The 16,421-nt window shown below is 54.4% G+C and carries 13 protein-coding genes; 8 read left to right on the forward strand and 5 right to left on the reverse strand.

The genetic code is table 11. The features are described 5' to 3' along the window. Positions 1 to 377: 377 nt before the first annotated feature. From B1748_RS12000 to B1748_RS12010, 3 genes are read left to right on the forward strand one after another with little or no spacing between them, the layout of a single operon-like run. Entirely contained in the window at positions 378 to 1,898 is a 1,521-nt protein-coding gene (locus B1748_RS12000; RefSeq protein ID WP_087568153.1) for an MDR family MFS transporter, read from the forward strand. A gap of 46 nt (positions 1,899 to 1,944) precedes the next feature. Beyond that, on the forward strand, positions 1,945 to 2,898 hold the full coding sequence (locus tag B1748_RS12005; protein ID WP_087568154.1) for a helix-turn-helix transcriptional regulator: 954 nt from the start codon (positions 1,945 to 1,947) through the stop codon (positions 2,896 to 2,898). A 31-nt stretch (positions 2,899 to 2,929) separates the two neighbouring features. Beyond that, the gene (locus tag B1748_RS12010; protein ID WP_087568155.1) at positions 2,930 to 3,679 is read left to right on the forward strand and encodes an SDR family NAD(P)-dependent oxidoreductase; all 750 of its coding nucleotides are present in this window, start codon (positions 2,930 to 2,932) and stop codon (positions 3,677 to 3,679) included. 220 nt (positions 3,680 to 3,899) lie between these two features. On the opposite strand, the gene B1748_RS12015 is transcribed toward B1748_RS12010, so the two are convergent. The 4 genes from B1748_RS12015 to B1748_RS12030 are packed head-to-tail and all read right to left on the reverse strand — an operon-like array spanning position 3,900 to position 8,567. Further along, positions 3,900 to 5,504 (reverse strand): extracellular solute-binding protein, encoded by a 1,605-nt coding sequence (locus tag B1748_RS12015; protein WP_087568156.1) that lies wholly within the window; start codon positions 5,502 to 5,504, stop codon positions 3,900 to 3,902. Positions 5,505 to 5,526: 22 nt separating this feature from the next. After that, complete coding sequence (melA, locus tag B1748_RS12020; protein ID WP_087568157.1) at positions 5,527 to 6,819, reverse strand: alpha-glucosidase/alpha-galactosidase; 1,293 nt, start codon at positions 6,817 to 6,819, stop codon at positions 5,527 to 5,529. A gap of 24 nt (positions 6,820 to 6,843) precedes the next feature. Continuing rightward, a complete protein-coding gene (locus tag B1748_RS12025) occupies positions 6,844 to 7,734 on the reverse strand; it encodes a carbohydrate ABC transporter permease (RefSeq protein ID WP_087568158.1) in 891 nt (296 codons plus the stop codon). Positions 7,735 to 7,754: 20 nt separating this feature from the next. Further along, positions 7,755 to 8,567: an ABC transporter permease gene (locus B1748_RS12030; RefSeq protein WP_246608392.1), complete on the reverse strand. Its 813-nt coding sequence runs from the start codon at positions 8,565 to 8,567 to the stop codon at positions 7,755 to 7,757. A 329-nt stretch (positions 8,568 to 8,896) separates the two neighbouring features. On the opposite strand from B1748_RS12030, the gene B1748_RS12035 reads away from it, so the two are divergent. The 5 genes from B1748_RS12035 to B1748_RS38005 all read left to right on the forward strand — a co-directional run bounded on the left by B1748_RS12035 (position 8,897) and on the right by B1748_RS38005 (position 14,681). Continuing rightward, positions 8,897 to 10,126, forward strand: a complete 1,230-nt coding sequence (locus B1748_RS12035) for a response regulator (RefSeq protein WP_087568160.1) — start codon at positions 8,897 to 8,899, stop codon at positions 10,124 to 10,126. Next, positions 10,123 to 11,856 carry a cache domain-containing sensor histidine kinase gene (locus tag B1748_RS12040; protein WP_087568161.1) on the forward strand — a complete coding sequence of 578 codons (1,734 nt, stop codon included), beginning with the start codon at positions 10,123 to 10,125 and terminating at the stop codon, positions 11,854 to 11,856. Before B1748_RS12035 ends, B1748_RS12040 begins: the two co-directional genes overlap by 4 nt. A gap of 318 nt (positions 11,857 to 12,174) precedes the next feature. Continuing rightward, positions 12,175 to 12,768, forward strand: a complete 594-nt coding sequence (locus B1748_RS12045; protein WP_087568162.1) for a YkoP family protein — start codon at positions 12,175 to 12,177, stop codon at positions 12,766 to 12,768. A 106-nt stretch (positions 12,769 to 12,874) separates the two neighbouring features. Continuing rightward, a complete protein-coding gene (locus B1748_RS12050; RefSeq protein WP_256975633.1) occupies positions 12,875 to 14,566 on the forward strand; it encodes an alkaline phosphatase in 1,692 nt (563 codons plus the stop codon). 28 nt (positions 14,567 to 14,594) lie between these two features. Beyond that, complete coding sequence (locus B1748_RS38005; RefSeq protein WP_373271272.1) at positions 14,595 to 14,681, forward strand: family 4 glycosyl hydrolase; 87 nt, start codon at positions 14,595 to 14,597, stop codon at positions 14,679 to 14,681. Positions 14,682 to 14,853: 172 nt separating this feature from the next. On the opposite strand, the gene B1748_RS12055 is transcribed toward B1748_RS38005, so the two are convergent. Further along, a complete protein-coding gene (locus B1748_RS12055) occupies positions 14,854 to 16,398 on the reverse strand; it encodes a copper amine oxidase N-terminal domain-containing protein (protein WP_087568163.1) in 1,545 nt (514 codons plus the stop codon). Positions 16,399 to 16,421: the final 23 nt, after the last annotated feature.

Raw genomic sequence — 16,421 nt, forward strand, 5'->3', positions numbered from 1 at the left:
CTCAGGGCCTCTATTCGCAGCATTTTCGCGATATTGAAAATCTAACGGACTCAGATGACGCTATCTGGTGCATTTCCGCCCATTCTATGCGGTTTGGACGGAAGTAAGGTCGTCTGTGTCCGTTACAATTTGAACAGGCCCCATTTTTGCGAAATAGCGACTGCGGTGTCCGTTACAATCTCAGCAGCCGGGCGTGGGCTTCGTACGAGAAACTTACTTCGCCGCCCGAGGACAGCGACAGCCGTTTCAACCTTGAGAAAAAGAAATAAATGATTCCCTCTTCCCTGACACACTGTTGTCAACAAGGGTAGCTTAAGATGGTCTTAGATGATTGTTAGCCAATCAATTCTTAAGGTACAAGAAAGGGATGGGAACGTATGACAAACAAACTGGGAGTAATCGTCGGAGGGCTGCTGCTAGCTATTTTGATGGCATCCATGGACAACACGATTGTTTCAACGTCGATCGGAACGATCGTTGGGGAGATGGGAGGGCTCGACAAGTTCGTGTGGGTCACTACCGCGTATATGGTGGCCGAGATGGCGTGCATGCCGATCTTCGGCAAACTGTCCGATATGTATGGGCGCAAACGTTTCTTCATCTTCGGGATCATCGTGTTCATGATCGGCTCGGCATTATGCGGAATGGCGCAATCCATCGTCGAGTTAAGCCTTTATAGAGCTGTGCAAGGCGTCGGGGCCGGAGCGATGGTGTCCATCGCCTTCACGATCCTGTTCGACGTCATGCCGCCGAAGGAGCGCGGCAAGATGATGGGGTTGTTTGGCGCCGTGTTCGGACTGTCGAGCGTTGTAGGCCCGCTGCTGGGCGGATACATTACCGACCATCTCGATTGGTCATGGATCTTCTACATCAACCTGCCGCTGGGCTTTATTGCATTGCTGGCGATCGCTTTGTTTTACAAAGAATCGGCGGTACACGCCAGGCAAAAAATCGACTGGGCGGGTTCCGTTCTCCTCGTGGGCGCTATCGTCTGCTTTATGCTCGGACTTGAACTCGGCGGTAAAACGTACCCATGGGATTCGCCGCAAATTCTCGGTTTGTTCGCCGGTTTCGTCGTGCTTGTTCTACTGCTGGTCGTGGTCGAAAAGAGGGCCGCAGAACCGATTATCTCGTTCCGCCTGTTCCGCAGCAGGCTATACACGACGAGCAACCTGGTCGCGATGCTCAGCGGCGCGGCGTACATGACGGCGGCGATCTTTATACCGATCTACGTGCAAGGCGTGCTTGGAGGCTCGGCTTCCAATTCGGGATTGACTTTACTGCCGATGATGGTGGGCTCGGTGGTTACGGCCACGCTGGGCGGATTCCTGATGACGAAGCTGCAATACCGCACCATTATGATCGGGACGCTGGCGCTGCTTCTGACGGGTCTTGCTCTTCTCTCGCAAATTACGGTAGAATCTTCTCGACTTTCTATTACGATGATTATGATTTTGATCGGTCTTGGGATCGGAGCTTCCTTCTCGGTGCTTAGCACCGCCGTTATGGATTCGTTCCCTCCGGCGCAGCGCGGGGCCGCAAGCTCGACCTTGAATTTCAATCGCTCGCTCGGCATGGCGCTTGGCATTACCATTTTCGGCATTGTGCAAAGCCACAGCCTGCTTTCCAAGCTCACCGAATCGCTCGGCAAAGGCGACGTGGCTGTACCGGCCGACTTGAACCTAAGCGATCCCCATTCGCTGCTGAATCCGGCATTTCGCCAATCCGTCGATGCCGGGCTGCTCGATACCATTACGGCAGGGCTGTCGAGCTCGATCGGCACCGTCTTTGCATGGAGCCTCATCCCCGCTGTATTGGCGTTGTTTGCCGCCTTCTTAATGACGAAAGCCAAGATGGAGCCGGCTGTCGAAGGAGAGGAATTCGCAACCGCCCACTAATTTATAGATCGGCGAGCAATAGCATGCCGGCATAGGAGAGATGACGATGAAGCTGGAACGGTTAATGACCATTACGATATTGCTGCTCAATCGGAAGCGAGTACAAGCGCAGGAATTGGCGGATCAGCTTGAAGTGTCGCTGCGCACCATCTATCGCGATCTCGATTCGCTTGGTCAGGCCGGCATTCCCATCGTGTCCTATACGGGCATGGAGGGCGGTTACGAAATTATGGACAGCTTCCGGCTGGATCGGCAGCTGCTGTCCTTTGATGAACTGACCGCCTTGTCCGCCGCGCTCCGCGGTCTTGAGTCCACGAAGGCCTATGATCGCTCCATCATGGACCGCCTTCTCGGCAAAGTAGGCGCAATGGTTGCGCAGGCTGAGCAAGGTCGGGCAGGAGAAGGAGAAAGTATTCAGATTGATTTCACCCCTTGGAAAAATAGCGAGGAGGACCAGAGGCGGTATGATACGCTTCATCAAGCCATTAAGGACCGGAAGCTCCTGACATTCAAATACACGAGCAGAAAAGGAGAGGAACTGGAGCGCGTGGTGGAGCCAATGGTGCTTGTGATGAAGGCTTACTCCTGGTATCTTTACGGCTATTGCCGTCTGCGCGGCGATTATCGGATCTTTAAGCTGTCGCGGATTCGGGAGCTCCATGTTCAAGCCGACACTTTCATTCGCCGAACGGACTCGCTTGCGCAATTGAATGACAGGTGGGCGGCGCCGGAGAGGCGCGAGGGTATTCCGGTTACGCTTCAGTTCCAGGCATCGGTTGCCGTGTTTGTGATGAACCGGTTCGACGAGAAGGATATTGAACGATTGCCGGATGGAAGGATTATTGTACGAACGACCTGCTCGAACGAGAACTGGCTGATCGGGATGGTGCTTCATTACAGGACGGATGTCATTGTGCTCGAACCTGCTTCTATGGCCGCCAAGGTTCGGCAGGTTGCATTGGATATTGCCGGGCAGTATGACGTATCGGATGAAGGGTAGGCGATAGCGAATGGGAAAGGGGTTGAACAGAATGTCTGTGAGCGGGAAAGTTGCGATTGTGACAGGCGGCGCCCGGGGTATAGGGAGAGCGACTTGCATCCAGCTGGCCAGACAAGGGGCAAGGGTTGTCGTTCACGACTTCGGTCATGAACAGGCTGCTCAAGCAGTCGCCAACGAAATTATTGCAAATGGCGGGGAGGCCATTGCGGTTCATGCGGATGCCCGCAGCGAAGAGCGGATGGAACAACTTGCGGCGATCGTAAAAAAGGAGCTCGGACGTATCGATGTTCTTGTATGCCATGCCGACAGGGGGGTTAATGCCGCCGCCTTTGCCGAGGTTTCTTGGGAGTCATTCGAACGACAGTTGACGGATGAATTGAAATTGGCTTTTCACGCCACGAAGGCTGTTATCCCGACGATGATGGCACAGCAATCCGGCAGGATTGTCTATCTGTCCAGGACGGAAGGCAAGGACCCTGTCCCCGGGCATATTGCATTCGGCACGGCGAAGGGAGGGCTGGATGCCTTTGCCCGATATATTGCGCAGGAATTCGGACCCTATGGGATAACGGCGAACGTCGTCGCTCCCGGCTTCGTCAAATCCGATGATAGCCTGATGGTCTCCGAGGAGGAAAGCCGCATGATCGGCAGCTTCACCCCGCTTGGCCGGATCGCCGAGCCGGAAGACGTGGCGGGGGTCGTTGCTTTCCTCGCGGGAGATGCCGCCCGATTCCTTACGGGAACCTACACGCCGGTAACCGGCGGGCTCGCGATGGAGTGATAGGAGGTAGGAAGGTAGAGATAGGATGGTTCGCAAAGCAAGCCAAAAACAAACCCGCGAGGAAGAGGTTTCTTCCAAGCGGGTTGGTTTCGTTAGCATGGCTGTCTTACCACATAAGAAAGTATAAGTTTTCGGTCTTCGAAAACAGCTTGCTTATTGGCGATAAATCCTACCTCTAACCGCGGTCGCTCATCTTTGAAAGGCTTCGATAGAGGATTTCTCACTTCCAAAGCTCCATTTGTTTCTTGTAATTTTCCGTATAAATCTGTTCGATGCGCGGCGCGTTGTTGTCTTCGAGATCCTTCATCAGCTTGGCGTAGAGTGCTTCGAATTCATCCTTGCTCTCGGCGTAAGCCAACTGGGTGAAGCCTTGAGACAGCAAGTCCTTGATCTTCTGCTCGTTCAGGGCATCCGGCGTGCCGCCGCCCGGACCGAGATTGTCGTAGATCGCCGTGTCCCAGGTCGAGTCCTTCATGGACTTGATGGCATGCTGGTTGTACGCGTTCCGCTCGTATTTCGCTACGAGATCGAGCGGCGTGCCGTCGGATCCGTTGCCGTTTTTGACGAACCACGTCCACTTGCGGATGCCGGTCTGCTTGGAATATTCGTTCCAGTTGTCCTTAAAGCCCTGCAGCACTTCCGGGAACGGCTTGTGCTTGCCGTCCACCATCTCCCAATGCTCGCCCTCCAGGCCCCACATGAGTAAATATTGGCCTTCCTCGCTTGCCAGGAAATCCATAAACTTGATCGTTTGCTCCGGATGTTTGTTGGCCGCCGTAATGGCGATGGCATCCCATCCTAGCGAGCTGCGCGGTCCGTACGTCGTCGCGGACGGATCGACGCCCGGCGCCGTCACCTTAAAAGCGAGGAATTGCTTATCCGTATCCTCGCCGTACTTCTCGCGCAGCAAACGGTTCGGCTCCAGCGGCTCGCCGCCGCCGACGGCGAATACGCGCTCGCTGGACACCTTCTGATCGAAGATTTGCGTTTTGTTGATCGCCCATTCGTTGTCAAGAAGAGCTAAAGCTTGCAGATCGTTGATAAATCCCATCATTTCCTTATAACGCGGCTCTCGAACCTCCAGGCCGATTTGGCCGTCCGATTCGTAGTAGGATTTCATGCCGTACATCCCTTTAAACGTGCCAACTACCGTCGGCATATGGTCGGCATTGAACGTTAGCGGGATCGTCGGTTTGCCGTCGACTTGCGGGTATTTTTCTTTGAACTGCTTAAGCAGATCGACGAATTCCTCTTGCGTAAAGCTCTCTCCGCTTTCGATGCGGTCCCCGTAGCCCAGCTCCTTCAAAATATCGGCGCGCATGTTGAAGCTCCAGCCCGGATCGGGGTCCATGCCGTACCAGTTGTTTAAATAATAATTGTTGCCGTCCGAATGTCGGCTCTTGTTGAGCACGTCGCCGTACATTTCCTTAATGTTCGGGCCATGCTGGTCGATCAGATCGTTTAGCGGGATAATCGCCTTGGCCGCAATGTAGCGGTTTACGATATCGCTGCGCCGGTCCATGAGCACGATGTCGGGCAGCGTGTTGCTGGTCAGCATCAAATTCAGCTTCTCGCTTGGATCGCCCGTCGGCTGTTGGATCTCGATCTTGACGCCCGTGCGCTTCGTAATTTCCTCGGCCACCGGATTCGTAAACAGATCTCCCGTGTTTTTATCGAAAAAAGTCAACGTAATCGGCCCGCTGTCGGCCGGCGTATTGCCGTTTCCGTTCGACGGTTCGTTTTTGCCGCCGGAGCATGCCGATACCGTAAGCAAAAGCATGGCGGATACCATCGTTAGCGCGACGGCTTTTGTTCTCTTTTTCATGTGTAGACCCTCCCCGGAATCATTATTTAATCGTGATGAAATCGCGATTCGCTTCCAGCATCTCATCGCACATGGCCACGATGTCGTCGAGCGACAGCTCGGAAGACGTATGCGGATCCAGCATGGCCGCGTGATACACATGCTCGCGCTTGCCCGTCAGCGCCGCTTCGATCGTCAGCAGCTGCATGTTGATGTTGGTTTGGTTGAGCGCGGCGCACTGAGGCGGCAGCGCTCCAAACCGCGTTGGCAAAATGCCGTTGCCGTTCACCATGCATGGCACTTCCACGCAGGCGTTGTGGGGCAGATTGCTGATCAGGCCGCCCGTGTTGAGCACGTTGCCCGCGATCTCGAACGGTACGTTCGTTTCCATCGCGTCCATGATGTAGGAGGCGTATTCGTGCGAACGCTCGTGGGTCAGATTGGCGTTGTCGATCATCGCGTTTACTTCCTGCCAGTATTCAGCTTTGCCTCTGCCCCAGTTTTTGTATCCGTCCGTCGGCAGCATATATTGTTCCTTCAAGTGCGGATATTGGCGTTTGTGATAATACGGCACGTATTCGGAGCCGTGCGAGCTGGACTCGGTAACGTAATAGCCGAACAGCTTCATGTAATCGTATCGTACCATATCGGTATGACGGTCCGTGCGCGCCCCTGCCCGCTGGCGGATCTCCGGATACAGATCAATGCCGTTCCTCGATACTTCCAACAGCCAAGCTTGATGGTTGATACCGGCGATCTTGTAGCGGACATTGTCATGCGGCATGCCAAGCCCCTCAAGCAGCTCCTTGGCACAGGTTTGGACGCTGTGGCACAGCCCGACGGTCTTAACCCCTGTCGCTTGCAACATGGCCCCGGTCACGATTGCCATCGGATTCGTGTAGTTGAGGAACCAGGCATCCGGACACACTTCCTCCATATCGCGAGCGATATCGATCATGACCGGGATCGTGCGGAGCCCGCGGAACAAGCCTCCCATGCCAAGCGTGTCGGCGACGGTCTGATGCAAGCCGTATTTCTCGGGAATTTGGAAGTCCGACATGATCGTCGGGATCAGCTCGCCGACAGCGATGGCGTTAATGACGTAATCCGCGCCGCGAAGCGCTTCCTTGCGATCCGTGTAGGACTTGATCGTTGCTTTGCCGCCGAGATTCTGATTCAGGTTTTGCAGCATTTTTTCGGACTGCTCCAGCCGTTCCATGTTGATGTCGAACAGCGCCATATGCGCGTCGGCCAGCGACGGCGTCCGCATGCAGTCTCCCAATATATTTTTTGCGAAGATGGAGCTTCCCGCCCCGATAAATGTAATTTTAGCCATTGTCATAACTCCCCTTGAAAGAATTTAGCTTTTAACAGCGCCTAGCAGCATGCCCTTAAGGAAAAATTTCTGCAGAAACGGATAGACTAGAATGATAGGCAGCGTCGCGACCATCGTGACGGTCATTCGAATGCTTTCGCCCGTAACGGGAATGCGCTTGTTTTCGTTGGCAAGCTGCTGTGCTTGCGAAAGCATGTCGCCTGTCTGGTATTGGTTGAGTATTTTGACCAGCACGGCTTGCAGCGTCTTTAGATCCGGCTTGTACGTATAGATGTAGGAATCGTACCAGGCATTCCAATGGAAGATTGCCGCGAACAGCGTAATCGTGGCCAGCACGGGCACGCAGACGGGCAGGATCACCTGGACGAAAATGCGAATGTCGTTCGCGCCGTCAATCTCCGCCGATTCCTCGATCTCCTTCGGCAGCTGCTCCATGAAGGTGCGCACCAGGATCATCCAGAAAATATTGATCAATCCCGGCAGAAGGAAAACAAGAAAGTTGTCGATCAGATGAAGCGATTTGATGACCATATAGGTCGGAATAAGTCCACCGCTGAAGTACATCGTAAAGATGAAAAACAGATTCAAAAATCGACTGCCCGCCAACGTTCGTTTGCTGAGCACGTAAGCTAGCATCGCGATGCATGCGACGGTCAACGGAACGCCGAGAACGGTCCGGAGCACGGTCGTCCGGATCGCCGTCAGTATTTCAGGGTTGGAAAAGACGGTGGCGTAACTATCGAGGCTGAATTCTCTCGGCCAGAGCATGAACCCTCCGCGCAAGGAATCCGTGCCGTCGTTGATGGACAGAATGAAAATTTGCCAGAACGGGAAAAATGTGACGAGAAAAACGAGGCCCAATAAGCCGTAAAGCAGCGTATTGCCCGTCAGATTCAGTATCCGGTCTCGTGTCATCCTGCCTGCACTCCTTTGCTTTAGAATAATGAGTTGCTGTTCATGCGCCTGGCGATCGAATTGACCGCAAGCACCATCAGGAACGCGACGGCCGACTTGAACAGGCCAACGGCGGCGGCATAAGAGAACATGCTGTTCTGCAGACCGTACCGGAACGAATAGGTGTCGAGCACGTCGGAATACTCCCTGTTAAGCGAATTGCCAAGCAAATAATATTGGTCGAAGCCGGTATTCATCAGATTGCCCACCGACAAGATGAGCAAAATGACGATGGTCGGCCGCAGCAGGGGCAGCGTTACGGAAGTCATCTGCCTGATCCGGCCGGCGCCGTCTACCTTGGCGGCTTCGTACAGATCGGGGTTGATGGAAGAGATGGCCGCCAAATAAATGATCGAATTGTATCCCATCTCCTTCCAAGTGTTGGCCCCCGACACGATCCCCCAGAAGTACTTGCCTTCTTGCAGGAACGGGATGCTTTCTTTTGTCAGTCCGACGAGCTGTAGCAGTTCGTTTACAGCGCCTTCGGATGCTAACAGTGCGACGAATATATTGGCAGCGATGACCCACGAAATAAAATAGGGCATATAGGAAGCCGTCTGGACAATCCGCTTGAAGGCCTGGCTGCGCACCTCATTTAGCGCCAGCGCAAGCAGGATCGGCACGATAAATCCGAGAAGGAGCGTGAGCACGCTGGACACCAGCGTATTGCGCATGATCATCTTGAAGTCGCTGCCGTTGAAGAAATAGGAGAACCATTCGAATCCAACGAATTCGCTGCCGAAAAAGGACGACCAGAAGTTTCCGAGTGTCGGCTGAAAGTCGACGAAGGCCATGTACAATCCCGCCATAGGCGCGTATGCAAATAAAAGAGCCCAGATGAAAGCGGGTATGAGCATCACGTACAAATAGCGATGTCGATACAGCCTCCTGCCCAGTGATGCAGTCGATGAATGTCGGTCTGGGCGCAATGTTTTCCCCTCGTTTCTGTATTGGATTTGCCGGCTATCTCCATTATGACTCCCGTTATTGCCGATAATCCATATCGCGTTTTTACGTTTCCTGTCGAATTCGAACGAACCTGCTCCGGGGTCGATTGACGGTAAGAAGGCAGGGTGGGATACTGATATCATCAGCAGGATGAGGCAAGGGGGAGCTTGCGGACATGTACAAAATAATGCTGGTCGACGACGAACATATCGAGATCGAAACGCTAAAGCGGTTCGTTCCCTGGGAGGAAATGGGGTTCGAGGTGGCGGGCACGGCCAAAAACGGCCGCGAGGCGCTCAGCCGCATGGAGGAGCTGTCTCCCGACATCGTCATTACCGATGTCAGAATGCCGATCATGGACGGCATCCAATTCGCCAAGGCGGCGAAAAAACGCTGGCCGCGGCTCATTGTTATTTTCATGAGCGGCTACGACGACTTTGCCTATGTAAAGTCTGCGTTGATGCTCGAAGCATCGGGATACTTGCTGAAACCGCTGGATATCGACGAGCTGCAGGAACGGATGTTGAAGGTGCGGCAGAAATGCGCCGAAGAGGAACGAAGCAGGCTGTCCTCCCGAGCGCTGGCCTCGCAATACGCGAAGCAGCTGCTGCAGGAGGAGCCGCCCGACGCGGTCGAAAACGAGCTGAAGGAAATGCTGGACGAGCTGCTTCCCGGAGCGACTGGCGTCTATTCTGTGATGCTCGTGACGATCGACGCCGCGTACAAGCCGGCAAGCGATTCGTCCGAGCCTGCCCAGGCCAAAGCCAAGGTGCTGCAGGGCATGCAGCGTCTGATGGCCGATGCCCAGGCGCTGCCGTTCGAATGGCAGGAGGATCGCCTGGTCGTATTGGCCGCGCCGGGAGAAGTCCATCTGGCGGAGCAATGGCACGCGAAGCTCGCGGTCGTCTGCCCGTGGATCACGACTTGTCTGTATCCGCATCCCGTTCCGCTCAGCCAGGTGTACGAGACGTGTCTGCATCTGCAGCAATTCCGCGGCCGCCATATGGCAAAGCACGGCAGCGGCCAATATATCGAGGCCACGCCCGCGCCATCGGGGGGAGCCGACCGTCACGCCGCCATGGTCCATCAGGTGAAGTCGCTGATCGATCTCGAATTCGGCAGCGCGCTGACGATCGATTATTTGGCCGAATACGCCTATTTGTCGCCCAATCATCTGCGCATGCTTTTCAAGGAATATACCGGATATACGGTTCTCGAATATATGACGAAAGTAAGGATGGACCGCGCGGCGGAGCTGCTGCGCGATACCGATATGAAAATTCACGAAATCGCAACCTTCGTCGGTTACGAAAGCGCATCCCACTTCGGCGCCGTCTTTCACAAAAGGCGCGGGCTGACGCCGAACCAATACCGCAACCGCCAGCCGGGGCATTCGGCGCCATGAAGGCCGTGAAGCGGTTCATCAACAATCTGGCGCTGCGCAACAAGCTGCTGGTGTTCTTCCTGCTGGCTTCCGTCATTCCGCTGCTGGCCATCTCGTTATATTTTTATCAGGTGTTCCAGAACCAGCTCGTCTCGCAGACGCATGACCGGATGCGCACGATGAACAGCCAGCTCAGCAGCAATATCGACAACAAGCTCAAAAATTACGAGCAAATCTCCAGCCTGCTGTACATGGATTCGGAGCTGCGGGATTGGCTGACCCGGGAATACCGGCGGGGGATCGACTTTGTGCACGCCTACGATTACATCAACAGCCTGCTGTTCGGCATTCAGCTCACCAATACCGATATCGATTCCATTACGATCTATCCGTTCAACGAATCGATTCCGAGCGACGGCATGTTCATCCAGCGCGTGGACGAGGGGATGAGAGAGGCGAAGTGGTATAAGGAGCTGGAGCAATCCTACGGCAACGCCGTCTACAGCGTCGTTATGGAGAACGGCGGCAAGCAGCCCGTTATTACCCTTGCGAGGCTGCTCAACAACAACGATATGCAGAGGCCGTACGGCGTCCTTGCCATCCATGTGAAGGAGAGCGCTCTCTACTCCCTGTTCGGCGAAGAGGCGCAGGCGAGCGATATCTATCTGGTCAATCAGGAGGGCGCCATCCTGTCGACCCGGGACAAGTCGATGATTCTGCAGCCGTTCCGTCAGGTGCTTGAAGAAGGCGGTTGGAGCGGTGGAGGAAGCGGTACGTTCGAGCAGCCGGTTAAGGGGATGGAATCGCTTGTCGTCTACGACACGCTGCCGATCGGCTGGAAGACGGTGTCGATTATTCCGCTGAGCGACGTGCTGAGCGAAGCGAACAAGGCGTCGAGCCGCATTCTGCTCATCGCCGCGATCAGCATCCTGCTGTCGGTCGGTCTGATCGCCATGACCGCCCGTTATTTCTCCAACCGGTTCCAGACGTTGACGCGGTTCGTGCGGAAGGTAGGAGACGAGCAATTCCAATTCGAGCTGAAGCAGGACAGCAAGGACGAGATCGGCCTGCTGGCGGAATCGTTTAACACGATGAAACGCCAGCTCGACAAGCTGATCAACGAGGTGTACAAGAAGGAGATCATGCGGAAGGAGACGGAGCTGGCGCTGTTGCAGAGCCAGATCAATCCGCATTTCCTGTACAACACGCTGGCCGTCATCTCCTCGTTGGCCGTCCAGAATCAGGATCGGCAAGTGAGCAAGATCGTCCGCCATCTGTCCAACTTCTACAAGACCTCGCTGAGCAAAGGCAAGCCGGTCATTCTGATCCAGAAGGAGATCGAGATTACTCGGCATTACGTGGAAATCCAGTCCGTCCGGTTCGACAACCTGTTCCGCGTCCACTGGCAGCTAGACGAGGAGCTGTTCCGGCATCAGACGGTCAAGCTCATCCTGCAGCCTTTCGTGGAGAACGCCATTCAGCACGCCGTCTGGAGCGACGACGACCCGCTTAACATCGTCATTCGGCTGTACCGGCTCGGCGACGCGATCCGCTTCGAGGTGGTGGACGACGGCGCGGGCATGTCGCCCGAACGCGCCGCGGACATTATGCGCAGAGACAAGGAAGCCGGCTACGGCATTGGCAACGTGCATGAACGCATCCAGTTGGCTTACGGTCCCGAATACGGCGTCACTCTGTTCAGCCGTCCGGGGATCGGCACTCAGGTCGTCATTACGTGTCCGCTTCAATAGACGGCGCCGAAGAAGCGGAGGAGGCCCTCCGTCTGTCGACTGCCGTGATCGCTGGCGCTAAGCGGCACACATACAAAGTGAATGGGGCAAAACTCGCTTTATCTTGCGGTTTACGTGGGATAAGGCGAGTTTTTTTGTTAATGGAGCCGTTAGGACGGGTTGTACGAACGTGGCAGCCCCTATGCCTGCTCCGCCTAAAGTCGTAGTCTAATTCTATACCTCAGTCCGTTAGGGTTGTTTCTTTGTACAGCTATAATGAAATCATCGGATTGCGCATGACAGAATGATTCGTTCAATCTAAAACAGGAGATGTTTTTTATGATGGTCGGCTTTGGCAAATCCATGATGCAGTCCGTTTGGATGGTCTGGGAACGAGGTTTTGGATGGGTTTTACGCTTTCGCAGCTTGCATACTACGCATTTTGGCATATGTACGGTTATGATAAAACGACATCGGGGAAGCAGCATTCTATGTCAAGATTCGACACTCATTCATGACGGAGATATGATCGGGGAGCTTCATCTTAATAACGATACGATATTGGCATTGATTAAAGCCGAGGGCCCGGACCGCGCGGCGCTTAAAACAGCGCGGCTCGCCCGAAGATCGATGATGCAAATCAGCGAAGCGTTTGAGGATCAGCCCGAATTTCGAGAGGTAAAAGCTTTGGTTGGCATTACTTTGCTCCATCGGGGGCTGACACATGGCTTGGGTTTCGAGCAGCAGGCGTTGAAATACGGGGTGTTTCGGCAGATGACAACGGCCTATCTTCGATTGCTGTTAACAGCCATGCATCCGGAAGGCCAAAGGCGCGTCGCCCGAAAAACGGAAGCATTAATACCCATGATGCTGATTCATACCCGGGGCTCGCTAAAAAATCGTTTTTTATCTGGCGGGCGCAAGATAGGATAGGAAGCGGAACGATGGATCTTTATCAAACATTATTAATTCGATAATAACCCGTTAATATTGTTCCTCTATATTGTACCTATCTGTACAAAGGGAGGAATTAATAACCATGTTACGTAATTTCAACGGCAAAACAGCAGGCAAAGTGATGATCGCAGCTTCTCTCCTGTTCGGCAGTCTGGCGGGGGTTGCCCACGCGGCGGACAAAGGGAGCACGAAAAACGTCATTCTTATGATTCCCGACGGTATGGGGATCAGCTATCTGACAGCAACGCGTATTTACAAAGGGGAAGAGCTATCCTTCGAGCGTTACGCGAAGGGTCTTATGAAAACATATTCCAACGACACGAACATTACGGATTCCGCAGCGGCCGGCACGGCAATGGCGACCGGTTACAAAACAAACAATGGCGTTATCGCGGTAACTCCGGACGGCAAACGGCCTGAGTCCATTCTGGACGCCGCAAGAGACAAAGGCAAGTCGACTGGCCTCGTTGCTACGTCTCGTATCACTCACGCCACGCCGGCCGTATTCACAGCTCATGATCCGAGCCGAGGCAACGAAGTTGCCCTTGCGACGGAATACATCAATAATGTCGACGTCATTCTGGGCGGCGGACGCGATATGTTCTTGCCGCAGGCGGAAGGCGGCCAGCAGCCAGAACGTAATCTTGTTGCCGAGGCGGAAGCGGCAGGCTACGATTATATCACCAACAGAAGTGAACTCGATGACGTAACATCGGATAAAGTTCTGGGGCTGTTCGCCATGAGCGACATGAAATACGATATCGACCGCGATAAGATCAATGTCCCAAGCTTGTCGGAAATGACGGAGCTGGCGGTAGAGACGCTTAGCCAGGATCAAGACGGCTTCTTCCTTATGGTAGAGGGCAGCCAAATCGACTGGGCCGGCCATGCCAACGACCCGACTGCTTTGATTACGGATATGCTTGCATTCGAGGAAGCGGTGGACGTAGCCCTTGAGTTCGCGAAGAAGGACAAAAATACGCTGGTTGTCGTTGTCGGCGATCACGAGACTGGCGGTATGAACATCGGCAATACGCCAGGCGGCTACAAGGAGAATATCGAAGTTCTTAAAAATGCCAAAGGCAGCTCCAATACGGTCCTGGGCACCCTCAAAGAAGAGGCCCAGACTGTCGGCATCGAAAACGCCAAGGTTGTGGACGGCAGCTACTACGTTCCGGTGCGCGACATCGTAGCGGAGCTGGACGGCGAGCTGACCTACCATGCGCAGGCTTTTGCGGCAGACGTTTCTATCGGAGGGGCTTCCTTCCGCGTCGATCTCGGCGACAAGAAGATCGTGGCAGGCTCCCAGACGCTGGATGCCGATCTGTTTATCGAGAAGGGAACCTCGTATATCGCTCTTGTTTCAATCGCCGGTTTGATCGGGCTGCAAGCTGCAGTCGGCACAACGGCGGATAAGCCCGAAGAGACAACCGCTTATCTTGTCGACGTAAAGCAAGTGGTTGAGCCGATCGTCGGCTTCGAGCTTACTGACGAAGACGTAGCTTATCTGACGAGCGTCAACTGGAACAACAACACGACGCTGACGAATGAGATCGGTACGGTCGTATCCGCGCATGCGCTCATCAGCTGGGGCTCCCGCAACCATACGGGTGAAGAGCTGCCGGTGTACGCATACGGCGCAGGCTCCGGGGAATTCGTAGGCCTGATCGACAATATCGACCTTCCGCGTATCCTCTCGTATCTCATGGGCGTCGACTTGTTCGACAACGAAGAGTCATTTATGGAGAAGCTGGAGAAGAGAAGAACCGAGTAATGGCGAGAGCATCTTCTTCGGCGTCGAAATAGAGATCCATGCGGCCAATTTGCCGAACCGGGGCGCGATCCAGGGACTGCCGGACGACTTGGTCGTCGAGACGCAAGCGATGTAACGGACATACGCGACTCTTAGAAGCTCAAATGGGGAGAAATGCCCCTGGTTTGAAGCTGTAAGAGTCGCTGATGTCCATTAGTGCCAACAGGCGCCGCCAGAGGACGGCCTAGTCGCTTCGCCTTGTGTAAACGCGGTCGCTCAGCCCCGAAGGTCTCCGATAGGCGTTTTTCTCATCGGCTGCGCGTGCCTGTCTCGTAAACTCCAAAGGTCGACACTGTAATGCCCTCCTTCGTTCTGGTTGCCGTCCAATCCCAGCCGCTCTTATAGTTGGCGAGCTGCAGCTTGCCGGTAGTATCGTCGAAGGTCCAGGTGCCGGTTTTCGGTCCGTTCCAATAATAGGAAAACGTACCGTCCTTTTCAATTTGCAAGACGCCGCCGCTGGCGCTTTGTTGCCCGGCCGGCACCCACATATTCCACGAGCCGATAAAGTATTCATAATCGCCCGATAAGGAAGGGAGCGGTTCTTTGTCGCTGTCCGTGTCCTCGTCGTCGCTTGCGTCTGAGGTCTCGCCGCTGTGGCCTGCAATGTAAATTTTGCGCGTGGCATCGTCAAACGTAATCTTTTGATTGAATTGCTCGCTGACGAAACGGATCGGCACCATGGTCTTGCCTTTATAAATCGTGGCTGGCACGTCCATCGTAACTCTTTTTCCGTTTACCGTCGCTTCCGAGCTGTCGATGACCAGGACGATGACGTCTTCTCCCCGGGTCAAGGTAATTCTTCGTGCAGCGCCGTCCCAGTCCAGCTTGGCGCCAAGCGCCTCGCTGACAAAACGCAGCGGAATGAGCGTTCTGCCGTTATGAATAAACGGCGCAACCTCCAGCTTATACTCGTCGCCGTTGATCCAAGCGGCAGGATTGTTGATTTGTAGGACGATCTGATTGCCCGAAGCCGCTTCCTCCTCCGCGATGACGACTTTGATGGCCTCGGAAATGAGCGCGATGTTGCCGCTCTTGTCATAGGCTACGACTTTGTACAGGTAAGTATGGCCGACAAACGTGTAATGGTCGGTGAATTCCGGCTTGGTCAGCTTGAAGTCGGTCATTTTTACATAAGCCGCTTGGTTGTCGGAACGGTAAATATCCCATGACACATGCCCGGTTTGTTTCGCCCAAGGCACCGTAATGCTGCCGTCTCCCACAAATTCATAGGTTGCCGCGGGATTTTTGGCATCCTGGGCAGGGGAGCCTATTTCAAGACCGCCGGACCCGGGGGACGTAGGGCTCTCTTCTTCGGGCTGCTCCAGTACATACGAAAACATCACCTTGGTTATCGAAGAACCGTTGTCCGGCAAAACGCGGTCGATCTGAATTTTCGCAAGACTGCCGTCATGCAGAACGATGAGATAAACGGCGCCTTTCTTGATTTTAAGCGAATTCGCGAAGCCGCCAAGGCTCGCATCCGTCGGATCCGTTAATCCTTCGCCGTCCAGATCCAGAATCGCGGCCGCTCCAATGTCTCCGTATTGGTTGATCACCATATCCGTCTCTGCGCTTTTTGTTGTATACGCCATCTTCAACAGGTTGAGCCCGCCGCGATCGAGCGGATTGCCGCTCCAGTTCAAGGTGTACGGATGAATCTGGTCATATACCGCGCTTTGCTTTGCACTCCAGGCGATCGTATCGGCAGCCCGGGCTTTCCCGGGGAACAACGCGCCGGAGAACAGCGTGCCGATCAGAAACAGGAGTGTAATCGAGGTAATCCATTTGCGCATGTTTTCGTCTCTCCTAAATGGTA

The sequence above is a fragment of the Paenibacillus sp. MY03 genome (genome assembly GCF_002165585.1).
GTDB classification, from domain to species: Bacteria; Bacillota; Bacilli; order Paenibacillales; family Paenibacillaceae; genus Pristimantibacillus; species Pristimantibacillus agaridevorans.